Raw genomic sequence first — 20,816 nt, 5'->3', positions numbered from 1 at the left:
TAAAACAGCGAACCAAATGGCTCGCTGTTTTTTTATTTTAGTTTTTATCATCATTTCCTTTATTTCGATCATCGTCTTTGACAATGGACAATAGTTGTTCAAGCATATGGACCATGTCTTCTTTTTCGTATTGTTTGTTATTTTTTGCTGGTAACTTTTGTGTTAAGTCTTCCTCAGAAGGCTCAGGAGCAATATAGCGATCCTCTAGTAAGTAAGCAGGTATCAGTTGGCCATCTGGTGTAACATATTTTTTATTTAATCTGCGTGTTTCTTTATCAAATAAACTGTACACAATCGGGATGACGAATAATGTTAAGAATGTACTACTAATTAGACCGCCGATTACCGCAAGACCCATCGGTTGGTTCATTTCTGCTCCTTCTCCAATTCCAAATGCTAGTGGTAATAAACCTAAAATGGTGGTTGTCGCTGTCATAAGAATTGGTCTGGTACGATCTTTGACAGACTCAATGATGGCATCATATGTCTTCATACCATCCGCTTTCTTTTGATTAATATAATCGACAATAACAATCGCATTATTAACTACGATTCCTGCTAAGACAATGATTCCAATAATCGCGGTTAATCCAACAGGAGTATTTGTTACTACCAATGCAATAGCGACCCCAATGACCATAAGTGGAACAGTGAACATAATAACAAATGGATATTTAAACGATTCGAACTGTGCCGCCATGACTATATAGATAAAGACGATCGCTAGAACAAACGCCAATAACATCTGTTCCATTGAAGATTCCAATAGCTCGCGGTCTCCTCCGAAGGTGATATCCGTCTCTTCAGGTAAATCTAAATCAGCGATTTCTTTGTCAACGAGTGCCGAGATATCGCCTAAATTCGAAGATGCTGCATACTTTACCGTAAATTGTACAGCATTCTGTTGATCGACACGACGTACAGTTGTTGGACCTTCACCAGTAGTAATAGAAGTCACTTCTTCTAATCTTACATACGTATTATCTGGCTTTTTTAGTAATAAGCCTTTTAACTGATCAATATTATTTGTTACTTCTCTATCATAGCTAACAAAGACTGAGTAGATATTTTCATCTTTATCTGTTAGCTGCATTGCAGTTGTTCCACGTGTCACATCATTTACAGTAGCTGCAATTTGAATAGGTACAAGCCCTTCATTAAAAGCATTTTCACGATTTATGGTAATTTGAACCTCTTCTTGTGTTTCGGATAAATCAGTAGAAACTTCTGTTATATCTGCAACTTCATTTAAAGCCTGTTCTATTTTCGCAACTGACTCATCTAAGCGCTGCTTATTTGTATCTTTTACACTAAAAGATAGTGTGTTTGGTGAAGAACCAGCAGAAGATTGTAAATTAAACGAGACTTCTGCAGTTGGATTTCCTTTTTGTGCAGCTTTCTCAACATCACGTTTTACATCATCAACAAATTCAAAACTTGATATGGTTCGTTCCTCTAATTCAACCATTTTCACATAAATTTCAGCTGTATTTGTTTGGCCCGTTCCCCTGAAGGATTCCTCTTGAGTAGATCCAATCAAACTAACATATACAGCTACATCTTCTTTAGTTTCAAGTACCTCTTCTATTTCTGATACAGTTTTTTCGGTCTCAGCCAGGGTTACACCATTTTCTAACTCTACATTAATAGTAAAAAATCCTTCATCGCTGCTTGGGATAAACTCTTGACCCACGGTTGTTAGGCCATAAGCACTTGCTCCAAGTAAAACTACTGTTGTAATTAATACAAAAGCCCGATTTCGAAGAGACCACTTTGCGGCTCCTTCCACTGAACGTATGAAACCACTTTCTCTGCGAACTTTTTCTATATTTTCTTTAGGCGTCTTTAAAAATCTACTAGCTAGCATCGGAACAACTGTTAACGCTACTGCTAGGGATGCAAATAAACTAAACGCAATTGTAAGTGCAAACTCTGTAAATAGCTGGCCGATAATTCCAGAAATAAAAATAACCGGTAAGAATACAGCAACGGTTGTCAGTGTTGATGCGGTTATGGCAGCTCCTACTTCTTTCGTTCCATCCGAGGCTGCAGTTTTCGGATCCTTGCCCATCGAGAGATGACGGTAAATATTCTCAATAACAACGATTGCATTATCAACTAACATCCCTATCCCAAGTGCTAGACCACCAAGTGTCATAATATTTAAGGTGAAGTCAGAAAAATACATTAGGACAAATGTAACAATAACAGAGTAAGGTATTGCTATCCCAATAATTAAAGGACTTTTTAAGCTTCTTAAAAATGCGAACAATACGATCATGGCTAGTAAGCCACCAAATAACAAGGTATTGCTCATATTTCCAATCGCCAATTGAATGTATTCACCTTGATCAAACAAGATATCTGATTTGATGTCTTCGTACTTTTCATCATTTAATAAAGAATTTAATTCCTCTTGAAATGCCGTAGAAACCTGTGCTGTATTAGCATCAGATTGTTGCAATACACTTACTAGAAGTGATGGCTCCTGGTTAGCTCTTGTAATTGTATTTTTGTTTTGCGGAGCAATCCTTACCTCACTAACATCATCTACTGTAACTTTTTCACCTGTTGCTGGATCGACAGTTACAACAATGCTTCTTAGTGTTTCTAATGAATCTACAGTACTAATCACACGTGTTGTTAGCTGCTTTCCATCCGTTTCTATGGTGTTACCAGGTAAAGATACTGAATTTGCACGTATAGCATCAACTACGTCACTTTGACTAATTAAATAATCTTTTAACTTTGCTTGATCTAATTCAACTTTAATTTCATCCATTACTGTTCCTGATAAGTTTACATTGGCTACACCTTCAACCTTGTTTAACTCAAGTGTAAGATTTTCTGCCAAGGCTTGAAGAGTTTTGGGATCCTCAGTTGTACTTAACGATAATTGAATAATTGGAAACTGTGCTGGATCAAACTTAAGAAAGCGCGGTTTTTCAGCGTCATCCGTAAGCGGTGTTTGATCAATTCTATTTTGTATTTCTGATTCAATGTCATCAATTGAAGTCGTCCAAGAAAACTGTAATAAGGTTAAATTGGCACCCTCTTGGGCTGTTGAAGACATTGTTTTTAATCCAGGAAGGGTAGATAACCCTTGTTCCAAAGGCTTAGTTACTTTTTCAACAACCTCAGTTGGACTAGCGCCAGGATAATTGACTACAACTACTCCTATAGGTGGATTAATATCAGGAATTAATTTTAACGGTATATTCATTAACGATACTAAACCTAGGATTATTACTAGAAACATGGTTACTAAAGTAAATACTGGTCGTCGTATCGAGAAATTACTAATCTTCATAACAAGCTCCTTCCCTTCCTTTAGATGTTTCTTATGTATTTTTGACTATATAGTCAACTCTTTAATCTTATAATCATTCAACTTGAAAGTAAACTTAGATGCCCTTATCAGACTGACTAGTCATATAAAATTGTCATTAAATATTCAAAATTAGAATCATCTTATTATTAACCAATATTTCCTACGGTAAAACAAAAACAGAGCAGATAAAAGTATCCGCTCTGTTTGATGTCATTATAGTAGTAAATAAATTAAAGCTAAACTAATAACTGATACGAGTACTGAGGCAAATAAGCCGATAGCAAAAGGTTTTACACCCAAATTCATCATTTTTTTAAAATTAACCTGCAAACCGACACCGGCCATGACCATTAGGATAATATATTTAGCCGTACTTGTAAAAAACTCTTGTGCTTCTACAGGTACGAAACCAATTGAGTTTATTAAACTCATTATGATAAATCCTATAATAAACCACGGAAACACTTTTTTTATGGAAGCTTTCCCAGTTTGCTCAGAATTTTTCATAAATAGCATAGGGACTATAATGATAATTGGTAGTAAAAACAACGTACGGACTAGCTTTACGGTTGTTGCAATATCCCCCGCTTCGTTACCATATAAATATCCAACAGCTACAACTGACGATGTATCGTGAATTGCAGTACCAGCCCAAATGCCAAACTGAAGTGGATTTAAGTTGAGCATATGCCCAATAACAGGGTAAAGGAAAGTCGCAATTAGATTAAATAGAAAGATAGTTGATATAGCATAGGCAGTCTGAGTTTCCCGCGCATTAATTGTCCCCTTTAGCGCTGTAATTGCTGTTGCACCACAAATGCTAGCCCCAACCCCAATTAAAAGAGACAAAACTTTATCAACCTTCAATAACTTTCCTATTAATATAGTAAAGCCAATTCCACCAAGTACCACCGCAAGTATAATAAGGACAGACTGTCCACCAATGGTGAGAATTTTTCCGAAACTTAATGTAGCACCTAATAGAATAATGGCCAATTTAAGCATTCTTTTAATAGTAAAAGAAACACCATCTTCAAAGATAACATGCCGGATACCTATCGAATTTCGAATCACAATCCCAGCAATTAGAGCAAATATAACTCCACCAACTAAAGGAAACAGCTTACCAAATACATGTGAGATCGTTGCAATAACAAGAAGCAACACCACACCTGCTGTCCATCTCGGGAAAGGAAGCCTTCTAATAGCCCCTAATGGCGACTGTTTTCGAATAATATTTTCACTCATTAGACTGATCTCCTCACAATACAAACAATCTTACATACTCTCAAAAAACTAGCTAAAAAGCTATATACAAACACTTAGTATACTATAAAACCTAAAACCTTTCACCACTAGTTCTTTCCATTTACCCAGGCTCCCCTTTACCCCTTTAACGCACCGGGGGTCAGGCCCCTTTGGACACATTTTCATATTAAATATATTTAATCGTCTTTACATTCAGATTAAGAAACAATAACATCCTCATTTATCAATTCAAAACCACATAAACTAAGATTAATCCAGGACACACCTATTAAAGGAGGTGGACTCAATGCCATTTTGGGGTTGGATATTGATCTTCTTTGCAGGAGTAATTTTAATTGGTGCAATTTCTGATTGGAGAACTAAAAGAAAGCGTAAATCTATTTTATCTGAAGAGGAACTTAGACAACAAAATGCAGAAAACAAAATTGAAAATGCCAAAAAGGAACATGCAAAGCACAATCATTTTCATGGTGTGTAACAATAAAAAACCTAGCTAAGAAAACTCTTAGCTAGGTTTTTGTTTGATTATACTAAATCCGAATTAGATGTTGGATCTGGATGCTCAGCTTCACCAGCAAGAAGGATGGATGTTGGATCTGGGTGCTCTGCTTCACCAGTAAAGAAGATTGATGTTGGATCTGGGTGTTCCGCTTCTCCTGCAAAGAAAATTGATGTTGGATCTGGATGCTCGGCTTCACCTGCGAATTGGATTGATGTTGGATCTGGATGCTCTGCTTCACCAGCAAATTGATTGAACAAAGCATTTCCTCCTGTTGTTAATACTACTCCTGCAACAATTACTAAAAGAAACTTTTTCATTTTTCTCTCTCCTTAGTAGATATAGTTTTGTTTTTTTAATGCTTTTATCGCTTTGGTATAATAGCGATTTGCTGATTTATACTTAAACTTTGTTTCAAAGTAAGCTCCTAAAATCTCTGAATACTTGATTAAATACTGTAGATTCTCCCTCTTTTCAAAGAGTGGTAATGCAACATCCTGCATATACTTTTCAAACTCTTCTGAAGGGTTATTTATTAAATAGTTATAAATTTCAAAATGTACGTTGTAATCCCTGTATTCATTTTCCTCCTGTAGTTTCCTAGCTTCTTGTAGCCAAGATTCACAAGAGTTATATTCTCCTAGAGAGTAATATTCAGTTATTATTCCGTGAATGGAAATTAGCTTCCCATCAATATTTCCATCTAGCTTATGTTTTAAGCTCTTTTGATACTCTGCAATCGCTTGATGATGCTTCCCTTGCAAAGAATACAAATACCCCAAATTATGATAAATAATTCCCCTTAGGTTTGAATCATTCATACTTTCAGCAACTTTATTTGCTAATAAATAGTTTTCTTCTGAGAGCTCGTACTCTTCTGTTCGTAAATAACAGATTCCCAGCAACACATGACATTCGGCACTTCTTTTTAAATCATACCGAGATTGATAGATAGCTAAGGCCAAGTGGGTGTAATTGTTACTCAATGACATTTTGCCTAATTGGCTATAGGTTAACCCTATTGAATAATAAAGGTCAGCTTCTTCCCATCTCTCTATGTGGATACTTTTATTAAGAATTCGTTCAGCAAGCTTATAAAAATCCTTAGCAGTTGAAAATCGATTTTTCATATAATGATATAAACCTACAAATTTACTATAGAAATAGTCCATCTGATCATCAAAGATATCCTTAAACAAATTAATCTTGTTCAGCTGTTCCTCTGCTTTTTCTAAATCCCTTTGTAACAAAAAGTAACGTAACTCGAACAACACAAAATGTATGTAGGCACTCGAATCATTCGTACTTTGAATCACATCTACATATTTCTCATACCTTCTGGCAACCTCTTCCTTGTTTCGGTTGATGATTTGGTAATACCAATCATGTAGGTCCTTTAATAGAGAGTATTCATTTTCCTCAATTAGCTTAATCCCTAACCTCTTACAAAGCATCTCTAGAACTTCAACACTAGCGGATGTTTGGTTGTTTTCTATTTTTGATAGATAAGAGATAGAGATAATCCCACTTGCTAGATCCTCTTGTGTCATGTTTTGCTGTATACGGTAAAAACGAAGCCTGTTTCCTATGTCCATAACACATTCAGCTCCTAAATTAAGTTATACTACTAATTCTTTAAAATATTCAGAAAACCCTCTTTTTCAAGCTTGGGAAAATAGATGCAAAAAAGGGCCTCTTAGAGCTATATTTTTGAGTCGATTTTCCCAACATCCGAAAAAATCTAGGGTTTTTGGCTCTTTAGCCTTTTTCACTATGTTTTAGTCTAACCGGCAATCCCAACTTTTACCATTGGGAAAATCGCCTTTAATTTCTTCGTTTAATACATATCTTTTTCAGTTATTTTCCCAATAACAAATTATTCGAAATAGTGTTACGATTTTAATGTGATAATCATCATTTACCCTAGGTACCCGGGAGCCTAAGTTAAATGACTATGTATCTACTTAACTACTCTATATTTAACACTCAATTCATGCTTGGTTATTACAATATAATCGTAGGAGGTACTAAAATATGGGGAAAAGAAAGATCTTTGGTGTTTTATTAAGCTTTATTTTAGCATTCGGAATGTTATTTGGTACTGTTGCACCAGTAAGTGCACAAAACGATAACGCTCCTAAAGATTACTTAATTGGTTTTAATGCAAAAGTGTCAGAAGATGAATTAAAAGACATAAGAGGCCTTGGTGGCCAAGTTAAACACCAGTTTAAATACTTAAATGTAGTGCATGCAAAACTTTCTGAAAGAGCTGCATTGGCACTAGAAAGTAAAAATCCGAACATTGCTTATGTTGAAGAAGATTTAACAGTGAAAGCCATAGGTCAAACAACACCATGGGGAATCCCACACATTGAAGCAGATACAGTTCAAGCGAGTGGTGTAACTGGAAGTGGTGTTAAAGTAGCCATTTTAGATACAGGAATTGACGGTAACCACGAAGACCTTAACGTCCTTGGTGGTGCAAGCTTTATTTCAGGTGAGCCAAATGCATTAGAAGATGGTAACGGTCATGGTACACATGTGGCTGGAACAGTTGCCGGTTTAAATAACACATTAGGCGTATTAGGGGTTGCTCCAGCTGCTGACCTTTATGCTGTTAAAGTATTAGATAGCTCTGGTAGTGGATCTTTTAGTGGAATCGTTCAAGGGATTGAATGGGCTGTAGAAAATGGTATGGATGTTATTAATATGAGTTTAGGTGCAAGTTCTGGTTCAACTACATTACAACAGGCTTGTGATCTGGCTTATAACAGCGGTATTGTGGTAGTAGCTGCTGCAGGAAATAGTGGTTCAAAAGGTAAACGTAATACAATCGGCTACCCAGCTAAATATGCTTCTGTAATTGCGGTTGGAGCAGTTGATTCTAGTAATAATAGAGCTTCCTTCTCAAGTGTTGGTAATGAACTAGAAGTAATGGCACCAGGTGTGAATATTCTTAGCTCTGTGCCTGGTAATAGCTATGATTCTTACAACGGAACGTCAATGGCTTCTCCTCACGTTGCAGGAGCTGCTGCATTAATCCTTGCAAAATACCCTTCATTAACTAATGTTGAGGTACGTGACCGCTTAAAAAATACAGCAACACCACTTGGTGACTCATTCTACTATGGAAACGGAGTTATTAATGTCCTTGCTGCTATTCAATAAGTAAATAAGAAGGTGGTATCCCTTTTGTAACGGGTTCTCTTTTGGAGTGCAAAATCATTAATAACAGTACAAATAACGTAGTAAAAAGCATGGTGATTAGCAATTTTATCATCATGCTTTTTCGCTTCTTAATATTATCCGTTGGGAGATCAGATAAACACCCAATTTGATAAATAGACGGAAAAATTCCGCTTAAATAGAAAATACCATTGAAAATTGCTTAAATAGACGGAGAGATTCCGCCTATTAACTCAAAAAACATAAAAATAGGGGGTTTTGCTTGGCATAACCGGAAAATATCCCCTTATTTAGCCTCAAAAGAGCTCTATTCTGAATTTAACCGGAAAATCTCCGTTTATTTTTACTATCGCCGGTTGCTTAATTAAGGACAAGTCAGCTTATTGGTAAGGTGTACTATTTAAAAAATGAAATCAAATTGAACAAAGTATTAACAACCGTTTTAGCATATAAACTAACAGCATGAGAATAATCATTCACACATTGCTATATTGTATGCTAATTACAGTGTTAATTCTCAAGTGAAATTGTCATAAACCTTGTTATACCAATTAAAAATAGCATGCTAAATCATATGCGATTTAACATGCTATTTGAGTTGTTTTTTCGCGTTTTGCACTCCAAAAGAGATCCCGTTAATCCCTTTTGGGGTGCCACTTTTTTATTTACAAAAGATTAGATTCCTTTCCCTTCGTCTAAAATGAAGAGGAAAAGGAGTGAACAACCCATGAATACATTTATATCAGTTATGAGTGCAATTTTATTAGTATTAGCAGCTTTTGATGTAATACGACGTAAAAAAGAAAATGATAAATTGCGATCAATTATTACAGACTCTATTAATACAAGTAGTGATATTAAGAAAACATTAGCAATGGGACTATATTATCGATTTAAAAAAGCAACCCCTGAAGAAGCAAACCAAACTGTTTCAAGTTTATTTATTAGGCAGGACCCGCTTGAGTTTGAGCTGTTTGTGATGAATGTGATTGAAGGATATTATGGTGGAACCGTATATATTAGCCCCCCTTCTGATGAAGGGATAAATTTGGAACATGACCGTGAGGATGGCTTATACATAGGACAGGTTAAATGTTTAGAAAAAGACCTTGGCTTTGAGGCTATTGCAATCCTCCATTCACAAATGATTAAAAAGGATGCCAAAGGTGGATACATTGTAACAACTGGAGATTTTACGGATAAGGCGAAAACGTATGCAGACGAACTAAACATTGAATTAATCAATGGAACGCAGCTAGTAGAATATTGGATTTTAGGATTAGAAGAAAAAAATATAAAAATTAGTTCCATTAAGTCTACGCCAGAATTAGCCTAAAACAAAGAGCCTTCTTTGGAAAGGCTCTTTCCTTTTTATGAAATTAACTTTTGTTTCTCCTCTAAAATAGTAACCTCGATCCATCGAGATAATGCGTTGTCTGTAAGCTGCTCTTTATATAAAATCTTACATTCTTTAAAAACACATAATCTAAAGGTCTCAACTCCTTCTAACTCATTGATTACCTCATTAATCTCAGCCTGCACCTCAGGACTTGAATATCGATCTGTTTCTATTGGATCTAAAAATAATTGAATAACCCCATTTTTAGTTTCTTCCATCCAACTTCTTGATAAACCTAGCTTTTTAAACCTCAAATTCAGCTTCCATAACTGAATGCCATGTACCTTTTTAAAAAACATATGTATGCCTCCCTTGTTGAACAAACAATACATCCTTCGACAAAATCCTCTGAAATATGGGGGTTTTAGAGAAAATATTTGATCCTATTTCGCTTTTTGTAGTTTATTAGATTGTTTTGACAACCTTTGTCATGTTGAAGATTTCTATATAACGAACATAGTATTATAGTAGTAATCTCTCATATTTTGTCATTATGAACATACAATGAGAACGATGAATAAGCTATTCTAGCGTAGGAGAGGAATCATAATGAGGGTATTATTTTCAATATTGTTAATGCTAATGTTAGCTGGCTGTTCCAATATAATGAACATCTCAATCCCAACCATGGGAACTACTGAGACAATTGAAAGAGTGGTCAAGGATCACCCATCACGTTCTGTTGTCATGGCTACTGAAATGCATAAGCAGGTTCCTGAACCTCCACCTATCACGGAAATAACAGTAAGTGCTGCCGGTGATGTCACCATCGGAAGTGATGATAGCTTTGGCTATAAAGGAACTTTTAACCATGAAGCAGATATGAATGGCCTTGCCTTCTTTGTAGAGCACATACGACCTATCTTTGAAAAAGATGATTTCACAACGGTAAATCTTGAAACAACTCTCACTACGTCTAAACAAAAAGCAGAAAAGAAGTTTCGTTTTAAAGGCGATCCTTCTTATGCAGATATTTTAACACTAGGAAGCATTGAAGCTGTTAACCTAGCAAACAATCATACGTACGATTATTTACAAAAAGGGTACCAAGATACGATTGATGTTCTTAAACATAATAATATTGGCTTCTTTGGAAATAATCATATTCATATTTCTACTATTAAGGATATAAAGGTTGGAGCTCTTGGTTATAACGGATGGTCTGATAACAGTTCCATTCGTAAGCAGATTCAGGAGGACATTCAAACCCTACGTGAACAAGATGTTAAAGTCATCATTGTACACTTTCATTGGGGCGAAGAACGAGCATATGTCCCGAACTCTACCCAAAAGTCGCTAGGCCGATTTACGATTGATAGCGGTGCAGACTTAGTTTTAGGGCATCACCCTCACGTTGTTCAGGGAATTGAAGAGTACAACAATAAATTTATTGTATATAGTTTAGGTAACTTTATGTTTGGTGGAAACCGTAATCCAAGTGATAAAGATACATTCGTATTTCAACAGACCTTTCACCTACAAGATGGCGAACTTCTCGATAAAAAGCAGATCCAAGTAATTCCTTTTAGTATTTCATCAGTGACATCAAGGAACAATTACCAGCCCATACCGCTAACCGGTGAAGAAGCAGCAAGAGTCAAAAATAAAATCATCGGACTCTCAGCAAAAATCACCCAATCAAACTGGGTCGTATACGAAACATCAAACTAAATTGTAGGGGCCTGACCCCCAGCGCTTTAAAGCTTTAGCGCGCCGGGGGTCAGGCCCCTGTTGACTTATTTTTGTAATTCTGATCCTAAGAATTTCGCTACTTCAAGCATTCCAAATTTTCCTGCTACCTTTTCAGCATCAGAGTTATAGTTCGTATTTGTATTAACATCATAGGTAAAAATCTCACCTGCTGCATTTCGAATGAATTCAATGCCAGCAACGGCAATTTTATTTTCTTGAAGGAACAATTCATACTTCTCAATGATCGGATCGTTGAAACCTTCGATAATTTTAAACTTTGGTTTTTCAGTTACTTCTTCTCCAACAGGACAGAATAAATCGCCGATTTGACATGCATCTGCAGGACATAATTCAAATCCCTCTGATGTATCTACCTGAACTGCATAAACAAACTTTCCTCCAACAAACTCACATCGGGTAATATATGATTCGGGAGAAAGGATATATTCTTGTATCAATGTAATCCCATCAACCGGCTCCTCAAACCCAGGACTGTTCACATACTCCCGCAAGCTTTCAATGGAGTGGAACAATTGAACACCAAGTCCTTTACCAGCACGGTTGTGTTTTGTGATAAAAGAAGCAGACCCAAGTTGTTTTGCTGCTTCAACTATTTGTTCTTTTCCAACAGCTGCAAGTGTTTTAGGCGTTTTAATCCCGCAGGCATTTAATGCCATATATTGATTGACCTTACTAACCTCAAGTCTTAAAGCCCGTGTTCCGTTAAAGACTTTTTTCTCATTCTTTTCAAGCCAAGCAAGCACGGACTCTGCTAATTCCGGTGCAAAACGATGATCACGCGTATGTGCAGATGCACTCATTCGACTATAAAATACCCCTTCAGGAGGTGCTTCGAATAAATTAACGACTCCTTGATCAAGGTGCCATTCTTCATAAGGAAGCTCTAACTCTTCCAGTCTAGCTGTTAAATGATTGGTCCATTCACTGTTTTCATGTATGATGTATATTTTGCTCATTTTACTATTCACTCCTGTACTTTGGCTTCTCTAAGTGCTTCGACTAATGGCATAACTTTCTTTGAAAAGCGTTCCATTTCTTCAAGCTGTGGTGAAAATTGAAGTAGTAATAAATCAACACCAGCTTCTTCATATTCAATTATCTTTTTAGCAATCTGTTCTGGAGTACCAATTAGATTGGGTCTTAACCCACGATTTGAAACAGAGTAGTCATATAGCTTAATTTGTTGTTCTAGCTGTGATTTGCTAACGAAGTCATTGAACCCAGCATATCCACTTGATTCTCTTACATCCGTAATTCGATTTAACTCTGCTTGAGCCTCTTCCTCTGTATCACGACAAACAATGTATGCAGCCATTCCGAATGATTGAAAAGGTGCGTTACCAGTTTGCGCTCTTCTTTGTTTCATATCAGCTATTTTAGCTGTTACTTCTTCTACTGTTCCTCCATGCATTACATACGCGTCACACTTGTTCGTAATTGCTTGTTTTCCTCTAGGACTTTCACCACCCGCATAAAGAATCGGATTTGGTCTTTGAACAGGCTTAGGTGATAAAACAGCATTTTTAACTGAATAAAAGTTTCCTTCATAGTTAAAGACATCTTCTGTCCATAATCCCTTTAGTACATCTATAAATTCTTCTGTTCGATCGTATCGCTCATCATGCTCAGTGAAAATCCCACCGTACTGCCTTGCTTCTTCTTCCCACCATGCAGATACAACATTTAAGGTAAATCTACCATTACTTATTTGATCAATATTCGCGGCCATTTTTGCAGCAACTGCTGGGTTATGAAACCCAGGTCGAATGGCTGTCATGATTTCAATTTTACTCGTCACAGCAGCTAAAGCCGCAGCTGTTGACCAAGCTTCTAAAGAGTCACTCTCAGGCCCTTTAATATCATTTAAGTATAATTCAGCAATAAGTGTTGTATCATATCCCCACTCTTCTGCTGATGTAATCACTTCTTTTGCGTACTCGAATGTAGGTGGCATATTTTCATCATCAACATTTCGTAACCACCCACCAAAAATCGGTAACCAAAATCCATATCTCATTTTTCTCTTCTCCTCTCGTCTATCGCGAAAACAAAAAAACTTCTTCGATACGAAGAAGTTGGAATTGCTTCTATCCTATCTCTCAGAACCTACTGTTCTGCTGGAATTGGCACCTTACTGATTTACTCAGTGGTTGCCGGGCTTCATCGGGCCAGTCCCTCTACCTCTCTTGATAAGAATATTCAATTAATTAATCCATAGTAATCATACTATATAAGTTGGTTTTCCGTCAACAAATTTATTTAACTCAGTAACGCATTAACGGACTGGGGGTCAGGCCCCCGATGCTTTAAAGTGTTGTAGTTTCCACCCTTCAAGTATATTATGCTACCAATTCGGCAAAAATGTAATAATGTTCAGAATTGTTTATAAAGGAGAAAGATTGTGAGTATAAAAACGCATAGAAGCTTAATTAAAATTGGTAGTTTTGTATTGGGGTTTGGTTTTCTTGGAGCTTTAGACGGTATCATCTTCCATCAACTTTTGCAGTGGCATAGTGTATATATGGCAACTGATCGACCGGGACAGATTGTGAGTGATGGACTTTTTCATTTTGCAGTAACCATTACATTAGTGATCGGCGGTATTCTTCTATGGGTTGCAGAAAACCCCATTGCACATAAAAAAGGAATTCGATTATTAATTGGCTGGTTCCTGATTGGAGGGGGTCTTTTTAATTTAACCGAAGGTATTATTAATCATCATATTCTCCAAATCCATCGTGTGAAGCCTGCTGATCCAAACCCTTTATTCTATGACCTTACCTTTCTAGGATTAGGGGTAGTATTAATTGTTATAGGTTATCTTATTAAGAAAAACACCGAAACCTATCAAGCCACAATAAACACCTGAGACAGTTTTCTTTCACCACTAATCCAAAGGAGGACACGTTACATTAATGTATAGGCTAGTCAGTTTTTTCGTGATATTTACTTTTGTCTCAATCATGATCTTCTTTCATTATCAATATGGGCACCATAGTGCATTCGGACATGCTCAGTCTCACCATGAAGAAACGGTTGAGATTCCTATTTCTTATAGATTACCAGCGATTACAGCATCCATTACCCAGGATCAATCAGGGTCCTGGCTTTTGGAAATAATGACATCTAATTTCACCTTTACACCCAAAAAGACTGGTTCAACAGTTATCCAATACAATGAAGGGCATGCCCACTTATATATCAATGGAAAAAAAATAAACCGCCTCTATGGTAATTATTATAATTTGGGGAATTTAAGCCCTGGCACTTATGCGGTGAAAGTAACCTTAAACGCAAATAACCATGGAATATATACTAGCGCAGGAAAAGAAATTGCTTTCCAACAAATCATTCATGTTAAATAAAAAGACAAGATGAGAGACAATCATCCGAAATGACTGTCTCTCATCTTGTTTTAAATAATATCTATCCAAATTTTCACTGCAGTAGCGAAAATCAAGACAGCTAGAACCACTTGTAATACCTTCGTATTTACTTTTTTCCCAGCTATTGCTCCAAGAGGTGAAGCAATTAAACTTGCAATAATCATAATAAATGCAGGGAAATAATCAATTTGACCTGTTGTAATTTTACCAACCGTTGCACCAATTGACGAGATAAACGTAATCGCTAATGATGAAGCAATCGTCATACGAGTAGGAATCTTTAACAAAACAAGCATAATAGGAACAAGTAAGAATGCTCCCGCTGCTCCAACAATTCCTGCTCCAATACCTACAATTAACGCAAGTGCTGCAGCAAGCCATTTATTAAAAGTAACTTGATCAAAAGGAATATCGTCAATCCCTTTCTTAGGAATAAACATCATAACCGCAGCTATTAATGCCAAGATTCCGTAGATAAGATTAATGCCACCCTCTGACATAAGCTTTGATCCATATCCACCAACAAAACTACCTATTAATATACTACTTCCCATATAAATAATGAGTGTCTTATTTAAGTAGCCACCTTTTCGGTAGGCCCACACACCACCAATAGTTGCAAAGAACACTTGAATGGCACTAATCCCTGACACTTCATGTGCGGTGAATGCTGCCACTCCAAGCATTGGTGGAATATATAAAAGCATTGGGTATTTGATGATTGACCCACCAATCCCTAGCATTCCAGATATATATGAACCGATAAATCCAATTAGGAAAATCGTAATTATAAAGGCAAAATCCATCGTAAATCCCCCCTTTAAAAAGGGAACCTATACTGGTTCCCTCTATTTTCACCCTTTTTTAATCCAAAACTTTAACACACCGTTGTCTTCTACATGTTTGATAAACTCATGACCACCAGATTTAGCCCAAGCAGTTAAATCATTTTTTGCACCTTTATCAGTTGCATGAATTTCAAGCACTTGACCAGATTCAAGTTCGTTCATTGCCTTTTTTGTTTTAACGATAGGCATTGGACATGCCAATCCTTTTGCGTCTAATACTTTGTTTGCTTCCATTTTATAATTCCTCCTCTGTTCTTAACTTAACGTACTGCACAACGGTTTGGTCCGATTTCCATTTCACGTTGCTTTTCATCATCTGGAGTAATTTTCCCCATGTTTGTTTCACGAATTTCTTGGTAAGCATTAGGTTGTGGCGGTAGATTTTCTGTCACTAATTTTCTAAATTCATTCTCATCTTCAATGTTTAACCCATGGTTATTTGCAAAAAGAGTACCTAGTTTTTCTGCAACACTTCCGTCCTCATTTAGCTCTTCAATGATCATAAAGTGTGCTGGAAGAACTACTAATTCATCTGATAATTCTCTATAGCGTTTGTATAAGCTTTCTCGTAAGTCTCCAACCCAATCTTCAGCCATCCCAGCTAGGTCAGGTCTTCCAATTGAATCTATGAATAAGATATCTCCTGAAAGTAGGAATACTGAATCAACTACAAATGAAGTAGATCCAATTGTGTGACCTGGTGAATACAATGCGTGAATATCGATTGCTGTATTACCGATTGTTACAACATTTCCACCTTCTAACGCTTGGTATTCGAACGTTACTTCTTCTGCATCCTTTGGAGGTAACCAATACGTTGCATTAGTTTTCTCAGCAATTTTACGGCCTCCAGAAATGTGATCTGCATGAAGGTGAGTATCAAAAATGTGAGTAATCTTTGCACCAATGCCTTCTGCAAAATCAAGGTAGACATCAGTCATACGTGTTGCATCAATAATTGCAGCTTCACCGTTTGAAACAACCAAGTATGACAAACATCCTTTACCAATACGTACGAATTGATAAATTTCGCCACCATCTTTTAAGTCTCCAACTTTTACTGGCTCTAGGTATTCACTCCAGGCTTTCATACCACCTTCTAAATAAGAAACAGTAAGGCCAGCTTCAGAAAGCATCTCTGCTACAAAGATAGAAGATCCTTCTTTTGCACAAACAACAAGTACGTCTTTATCAGTTGAAATTTTCTCAAGAATATCTTCAACACCTTCAAGTAATTCAAAATAAGGAACATTTAAATACTCAAAGTTATCTCCTTCAATTTTCCAATCTTGAAAATCACTTTCGTTACGTACATCTAAGATAAATAGTGCCTCTTTATTGATTACCTTTTCTGTTACCTCTTTTGAAATCATTGCATTAACAGTCATCGCAAATTACCCCCTATGGTATGTTTTGTTTTAAAAAAATTTATTTATTTAAACTCGCTGTTTCACCAAACCATTGGCTCATACCTGGAACAACATTATATACATTGGTAAATCCATTTTCAGCTAGCTTTTGTGCAGCAAAATCACTACGATTTCCAGTACGACATACTACATAAATTTCATCGTTTTTATTTAATTCATTTAGGCGAGTCTCAAGGTCCCCTAATGGAATTGAGATTGCATTTGGAATATGATTAAATACGTATTCAGCAGTTTCCCTAACATCAATCACAACTACATTATTTGCTGCTAATTTTTGTACTAATTCATCGTTATTCACTACATTTGGGTGTTTTCTTTCAAGCTTATCTTCCCCAGAAGATTTTCTTAAGTAATGCTTTAGGACTTCTCCTTCTTCAAGGGTACCTAAATATTGATGGCCAGTGCTCTCAGCCCATGCTTTAATATCTGCTTTAGATCCTTTATCTGTTGCTAGAACCTCTAACACATGACCTGGCTCTAGATTATTCATTGCTTTTTTCGTTCTTACTATCGGCATTGGACATGCTAAGCCCTTTGCATCTAAAACTTCGTTTACTTTTAAAGTATTCATATCGTGACCTCCGTTTTAAAATTTGTAGTTCAAAAATATCTTAAAAGCTGGGTTTGGCCGATAAAGTTCCATATTGACCGATAAACAGTCGGAATTGGCCGATAAATCCTCAATTTGAACGATAAACAGCCGGAATTGACCGATAAATCAATATCAATTCACATATTAACCCATGGGGGTATCCGTCTGACTAAAAAATTACTCAACCTTACCTTCCCAAGTAAGCATACCACCAGTCATATTAATTACATTAAAGCCTTGGCCTTCTAAAAACTGTGCAGCGCGACCGCTTCTTCCACCGGAACGGCAGATCATGACATATTCTTTTGATTTATCAAGCTCGTGCATACGGAATTCAACTAAACCTAATGGAATATGAATAACTCCGGGAATTTTACCAGCTTCCACTTCATCCACTTCACGAACGTCAATCATATTTAATGTTTGGCCTTCATTTAATAGAGTTTCAACTTCTTTTGCTGTCATTGTTTTCATCATTGTTCCTCCTAATCATTTATTATACCCAGGCACTCATACCGCCCTTTACATTTGTTACTTGATTAAATCCTTGTTTTCTTAATACCTTTGTTGCTTTATTACTTCTCATTCCACTTTGACAGATTACAACTACCTCTTTATCTATTGATAATTCACTTGCCTTAGAAGCCAATTGGTGAAGTGGTATATTTTTAAAACCTTTGATATTTCTACCTTTAAACTCACCTGGAGTTCGAACATCAATATATTGTTTATTCTTATCATTTAATTCTTTTCTTAAATCAGCAGTTGTTATTTGTCTAACACCTTTTGTTGGAAGTAAACGTTGAAGTAAAAATAAGATTAAAAGACCAATCAATATATAATTTAAATAGTCCATCTGGTATATACCTCCTACTTGTCTAAATAAATAAGTTTACATTACCATCTTCAGCATCAGCTAAATAAGCAGCAACTCCCGCATATTCAATGTTCTCTAATAACTCATCCTTATGAAGGCCTAATAGATCCATTGTCATTGTACAAGCTACTAATTTCACATCCTGCTCTTGTGCCATATCAATTAATTGCTCTAAAGACATCGCATTGTGCTTTTTCATTACACCTTTAATCATTTTTGGACCAAAACCAGCAAATTGCATTTTTGATAATCCTAACTTTTCAGCGCCTCGAGGCATCATTTTCCCAAACATCTTTTCCATGAAACCTTTTTTCACTTCTACATGCTCATCTTTACGTAAAGCATTTAATCCCCAGAACGTGTGGAAAATCGTTACTTCATGATCATAAGCTGCTGCACCATTCGCAATAATATAAGCTGCCATTGCTTTATCATAATCACCACTAAATAATACGATTGTTGTTCTCTTCTTTTCTGTCATGTTTCTTCCTCCTATTTAACCCCTAGGGGTATATAATTTAATAAAAAAAATTAATCTTTTTTAATCCAAAACTTTAGCACATTATCTTCTTCATCATGTTTTACTAATTCATGGCCACCAGACTTAGCCCAAGCAGTTAAATCATTTAGAGCTCCTTTATCTGTTGTATGAATTTCTAAAACTTGACCAACTTCCATATCGCTCATTGCTTTCTTTGTTTTTACAATCGGCATTGGACAAGCTAATCATTTTGCGTCTAATGTTTTATCTACATTCATTTGTTGTTACCTCCATTTATAATAATTAAAAGGTTATTACAATTACCCCTACGGGTATATTACTGTTTATAAAAAAGAATGTCAACCCCTCATTATTTATCTACTTTTCACAAGCAGGTTAACGGCTTTTTTAATTAGTTCATCTGTTTTTTCACCTTGTTTTTCTGCATCTAACACACACTCAACTAAATTAGAACTAACAACTACGCCAACAGTTCGATCAACTGCTGAACGAACAGCAGAGAGCTGCGTAATAACTTCTCTACAGTCCTTACCGTCTTCCATCATTTTTAAAATTCCTCTTAACTGACCTTCCATTCGTTTTACCCTATTTTTCATTTGATCAGTGTACTCCATAGACATCCTCCTTCATTTTCGATTTTTTTCGTTCAGTCATTAACAGATAGCCAACCACCTTGTAACCAGACTTTCTAAAGAAACGAATACTCATATTTCTTTCAAGTTTATTTGAGGCAACGATGATAATATCTTTGTTTTCTGGAACCTCACGGAAATATCGGTCTAGATAAGCGATTGGTATATTAATCGACTCATGAATCTGATCTTTTGATGACTCATTATAGTCTCTTACATCAACCAGTACGGCATTATCTAGTTGGCAATGACTAAACAAACTTATACATTTAACGTCCTTAACAGGAACATATCTTTTAAAAGTAGAAATAAAGAGTAAAGTTATTATTATGATGAGCAATAAAAACATACATATCCTCCTGAGTCAGCTCTTTTGAAATTAGCTGACAAACGTTATAATATACCCCATTAGGTATTTTGTCAACACCTTCACATTAAAAAGAACCTCTAAACCGAAGACAATGAGGTTCAATGCGAGTAATATTAATTAGTTAGAATAACTTTTGAAATAAGACAATGACTCCTACCAGGAGCCAAATAAAAACACCAGGTCATATTGGAGGTAGAAACCTTTTACTGGTGTTTTTCCTATTCAAACCTCAGGAACTTGTTACACAATGATCTTGCTTATTATCTTTCATTTCTTCACCCACCAGAATAAAATTGAAGTATGATAGCTCCATGTTATACCTGTACGGGTATATAGTCAACTGGAAAGACTCCTCTAACTTCTAATAAAGGATTCTTTCCTTGTAAATTACACACTTTTATTAATGCAATTTATAAGTCGATCTTCAATATCTTTTGCAAATTCCTTCATCTTTTCATCATTCAACATACTTATAAGTGAGGTTGGCTTTGGCATACCGATTTTTGTTTGGCCTTCGCTAGTGTAGACAACGATTTTACATGGCAGAAAATAACCAGCTAATTCATTTTCATTTAGAACCCGTTGGGCCTCGATTGGATTACAAACTTCTAGCACTCTAAATTCTTTATTAAACTCTAACCCCTTTTCATGGAGTTTTTCTTTTATATCAAATTTCCATAGCACTCCAAATTGCTCCTCTTTTAAAGTTACTTCCAAACTTTCAATTGCTTCTTCAATATTTCTATTTGTATTAACAGTGTAGTCAAACATTATAAAACCCC

At 36.0% G+C, this 20,816-nt stretch carries 24 protein-coding genes and 1 riboswitch; of the genes, 6 read left to right on the top strand and 18 right to left on the bottom strand.

The window, feature by feature from the left end; all coding sequences use genetic code 11:
• Window positions 1-37 precede the first annotated feature (37 nt).
• Window positions 38-3,310, bottom strand: coding sequence for an efflux RND transporter permease subunit (locus tag J2Z26_RS03035; RefSeq protein ID WP_193538149.1), 3,273 nt, complete (start codon window positions 3,308-3,310; stop codon window positions 38-40).
• A gap of 234 nt (window positions 3,311-3,544) precedes the next feature.
• Complete coding sequence (locus J2Z26_RS03030) at window positions 3,545-4,579, bottom strand: YeiH family protein (RefSeq protein WP_193538147.1); 1,035 nt, start codon at window positions 4,577-4,579, stop codon at window positions 3,545-3,547.
• A 307-nt stretch (window positions 4,580-4,886) separates the two neighbouring features.
• On the opposite strand from J2Z26_RS03030, the gene J2Z26_RS03025 reads away from it, so the two are divergent.
• Window positions 4,887-5,078 carry a hypothetical protein gene (locus tag J2Z26_RS03025; RefSeq protein ID WP_193538144.1) on the top strand — a complete coding sequence of 64 codons (192 nt, stop codon included), beginning with the start codon at window positions 4,887-4,889 and terminating at the stop codon, window positions 5,076-5,078.
• A 47-nt stretch (window positions 5,079-5,125) separates the two neighbouring features.
• On the opposite strand, the gene J2Z26_RS03020 is transcribed toward J2Z26_RS03025, so the two are convergent.
• Together J2Z26_RS03020 and J2Z26_RS03015 are read right to left on the bottom strand one after the other, a co-directional pair.
• Window positions 5,126-5,419 (bottom strand): hypothetical protein, encoded by a 294-nt coding sequence (locus tag J2Z26_RS03020; protein WP_193538142.1) that lies wholly within the window; start codon window positions 5,417-5,419, stop codon window positions 5,126-5,128.
• Between the two features lie 12 nt (window positions 5,420-5,431).
• Window positions 5,432-6,694 carry a helix-turn-helix transcriptional regulator gene (locus tag J2Z26_RS03015; RefSeq protein WP_209794290.1) on the bottom strand — a complete coding sequence of 421 codons (1,263 nt, stop codon included), beginning with the start codon at window positions 6,692-6,694 and terminating at the stop codon, window positions 5,432-5,434.
• Window positions 6,695-7,133: 439 nt separating this feature from the next.
• On the opposite strand from J2Z26_RS03015, the gene J2Z26_RS03010 reads away from it, so the two are divergent.
• Together J2Z26_RS03010 and J2Z26_RS03005 are read left to right on the top strand one after the other, a co-directional pair.
• On the top strand, window positions 7,134-8,267 hold the full coding sequence (locus J2Z26_RS03010) for a S8 family peptidase (RefSeq protein ID WP_193538138.1): 1,134 nt from the start codon (window positions 7,134-7,136) through the stop codon (window positions 8,265-8,267).
• Window positions 8,268-9,012: 745 nt separating this feature from the next.
• A complete protein-coding gene (locus J2Z26_RS03005) occupies window positions 9,013-9,621 on the top strand; it encodes a restriction endonuclease (protein ID WP_227413785.1) in 609 nt (202 codons plus the stop codon).
• Window positions 9,622-9,656: 35 nt separating this feature from the next.
• Here J2Z26_RS03005 and J2Z26_RS03000 read toward each other — a convergent pair whose 3' ends face one another.
• Window positions 9,657-9,983, bottom strand: a complete 327-nt coding sequence (locus J2Z26_RS03000) for a hypothetical protein (RefSeq protein WP_193538136.1) — start codon at window positions 9,981-9,983, stop codon at window positions 9,657-9,659.
• Window positions 9,984-10,233: 250 nt separating this feature from the next.
• Between J2Z26_RS03000 and J2Z26_RS02995 the strand changes: the two genes are divergently transcribed.
• On the top strand, window positions 10,234-11,355 hold the full coding sequence (locus J2Z26_RS02995) for a CapA family protein (RefSeq protein ID WP_406565564.1): 1,122 nt from the start codon (window positions 10,234-10,236) through the stop codon (window positions 11,353-11,355).
• Window positions 11,356-11,420: 65 nt separating this feature from the next.
• Here the strand turns inward: J2Z26_RS02995 and J2Z26_RS02990 are convergent, their stop codons facing one another.
• On the bottom strand, window positions 11,421-12,353 hold the full coding sequence (locus tag J2Z26_RS02990) for an ATP-grasp domain-containing protein (protein WP_193538134.1): 933 nt from the start codon (window positions 12,351-12,353) through the stop codon (window positions 11,421-11,423).
• Between the two features lie 8 nt (window positions 12,354-12,361).
• Window positions 12,362-13,414 (bottom strand): LLM class flavin-dependent oxidoreductase, encoded by a 1,053-nt coding sequence (locus J2Z26_RS02985; protein ID WP_193538132.1) that lies wholly within the window; start codon window positions 13,412-13,414, stop codon window positions 12,362-12,364.
• A 72-nt stretch (window positions 13,415-13,486) separates the two neighbouring features.
• Window positions 13,487-13,593: riboswitch (SAM riboswitch) on the bottom strand.
• A 205-nt stretch (window positions 13,594-13,798) separates the two neighbouring features.
• Between J2Z26_RS02985 and J2Z26_RS02980 the strand changes: the two genes are divergently transcribed.
• On the top strand, window positions 13,799-14,266 hold the full coding sequence (locus J2Z26_RS02980) for a DUF2243 domain-containing protein (RefSeq protein ID WP_319638078.1): 468 nt from the start codon (window positions 13,799-13,801) through the stop codon (window positions 14,264-14,266).
• 46 nt (window positions 14,267-14,312) lie between these two features.
• Window positions 14,313-14,762 (top strand): hypothetical protein, encoded by a 450-nt coding sequence (locus J2Z26_RS02975; RefSeq protein WP_193538130.1) that lies wholly within the window; start codon window positions 14,313-14,315, stop codon window positions 14,760-14,762.
• A 50-nt stretch (window positions 14,763-14,812) separates the two neighbouring features.
• On the opposite strand, the gene J2Z26_RS02970 is transcribed toward J2Z26_RS02975, so the two are convergent.
• The 11 genes from J2Z26_RS02970 to J2Z26_RS02920 all read right to left on the bottom strand — a co-directional run bounded on the left by J2Z26_RS02970 (window position 14,813) and on the right by J2Z26_RS02920 (window position 20,805).
• Window positions 14,813-15,589: a sulfite exporter TauE/SafE family protein gene (locus tag J2Z26_RS02970; protein ID WP_193538128.1), complete on the bottom strand. Its 777-nt coding sequence runs from the start codon at window positions 15,587-15,589 to the stop codon at window positions 14,813-14,815.
• 48 nt (window positions 15,590-15,637) lie between these two features.
• Window positions 15,638-15,865: a sulfurtransferase TusA family protein gene (locus J2Z26_RS02965; RefSeq protein ID WP_193538126.1), complete on the bottom strand. Its 228-nt coding sequence runs from the start codon at window positions 15,863-15,865 to the stop codon at window positions 15,638-15,640.
• Window positions 15,866-15,891: 26 nt separating this feature from the next.
• Window positions 15,892-17,019: an MBL fold metallo-hydrolase gene (locus J2Z26_RS02960; RefSeq protein WP_193538123.1), complete on the bottom strand. Its 1,128-nt coding sequence runs from the start codon at window positions 17,017-17,019 to the stop codon at window positions 15,892-15,894.
• 40 nt (window positions 17,020-17,059) lie between these two features.
• On the bottom strand, window positions 17,060-17,632 hold the full coding sequence (locus tag J2Z26_RS02955; RefSeq protein ID WP_193538121.1) for a sulfurtransferase TusA family protein: 573 nt from the start codon (window positions 17,630-17,632) through the stop codon (window positions 17,060-17,062).
• 198 nt (window positions 17,633-17,830) lie between these two features.
• On the bottom strand, window positions 17,831-18,127 hold the full coding sequence (locus J2Z26_RS02950; protein ID WP_193538119.1) for a rhodanese-like domain-containing protein: 297 nt from the start codon (window positions 18,125-18,127) through the stop codon (window positions 17,831-17,833).
• A gap of 22 nt (window positions 18,128-18,149) precedes the next feature.
• Window positions 18,150-18,509, bottom strand: a complete 360-nt coding sequence (locus tag J2Z26_RS02945) for a rhodanese-like domain-containing protein (RefSeq protein ID WP_193538117.1) — start codon at window positions 18,507-18,509, stop codon at window positions 18,150-18,152.
• A 22-nt stretch (window positions 18,510-18,531) separates the two neighbouring features.
• The gene (locus J2Z26_RS02940) at window positions 18,532-19,011 is read right to left on the bottom strand and encodes a DsrE/DsrF/DrsH-like family protein (RefSeq protein ID WP_193538115.1); all 480 of its coding nucleotides are present in this window, start codon (window positions 19,009-19,011) and stop codon (window positions 18,532-18,534) included.
• Window positions 19,012-19,061: 50 nt separating this feature from the next.
• Window positions 19,062-19,244, bottom strand: coding sequence for a sulfurtransferase TusA family protein (locus J2Z26_RS02935; RefSeq protein ID WP_227413784.1), 183 nt, complete (start codon window positions 19,242-19,244; stop codon window positions 19,062-19,064).
• A gap of 141 nt (window positions 19,245-19,385) precedes the next feature.
• Entirely contained in the window at window positions 19,386-19,646 is a 261-nt protein-coding gene (locus tag J2Z26_RS02930; protein ID WP_193538113.1) for a metal-sensitive transcriptional regulator, read from the bottom strand.
• Window positions 19,633-20,013, bottom strand: coding sequence for a rhodanese-like domain-containing protein (locus J2Z26_RS02925; protein ID WP_193538111.1), 381 nt, complete (start codon window positions 20,011-20,013; stop codon window positions 19,633-19,635). Before J2Z26_RS02925 ends, J2Z26_RS02930 begins: the two co-directional genes overlap by 14 nt.
• Before the next feature lie 408 nt (window positions 20,014-20,421).
• Window positions 20,422-20,805 carry a DUF302 domain-containing protein gene (locus J2Z26_RS02920; RefSeq protein ID WP_193538109.1) on the bottom strand — a complete coding sequence of 128 codons (384 nt, stop codon included), beginning with the start codon at window positions 20,803-20,805 and terminating at the stop codon, window positions 20,422-20,424.
• Window positions 20,806-20,816: the final 11 nt, after the last annotated feature.

The organism is Cytobacillus luteolus (assembly GCF_017873715.1).
GTDB lineage: Bacteria > Bacillota > Bacilli > Bacillales > Bacillaceae_L > Bacillus_BV > Bacillus_BV luteola.
Note: the sequence above shows the minus strand (reverse complement) of the source record. Positions and strands in the feature narration are given on the sequence as shown.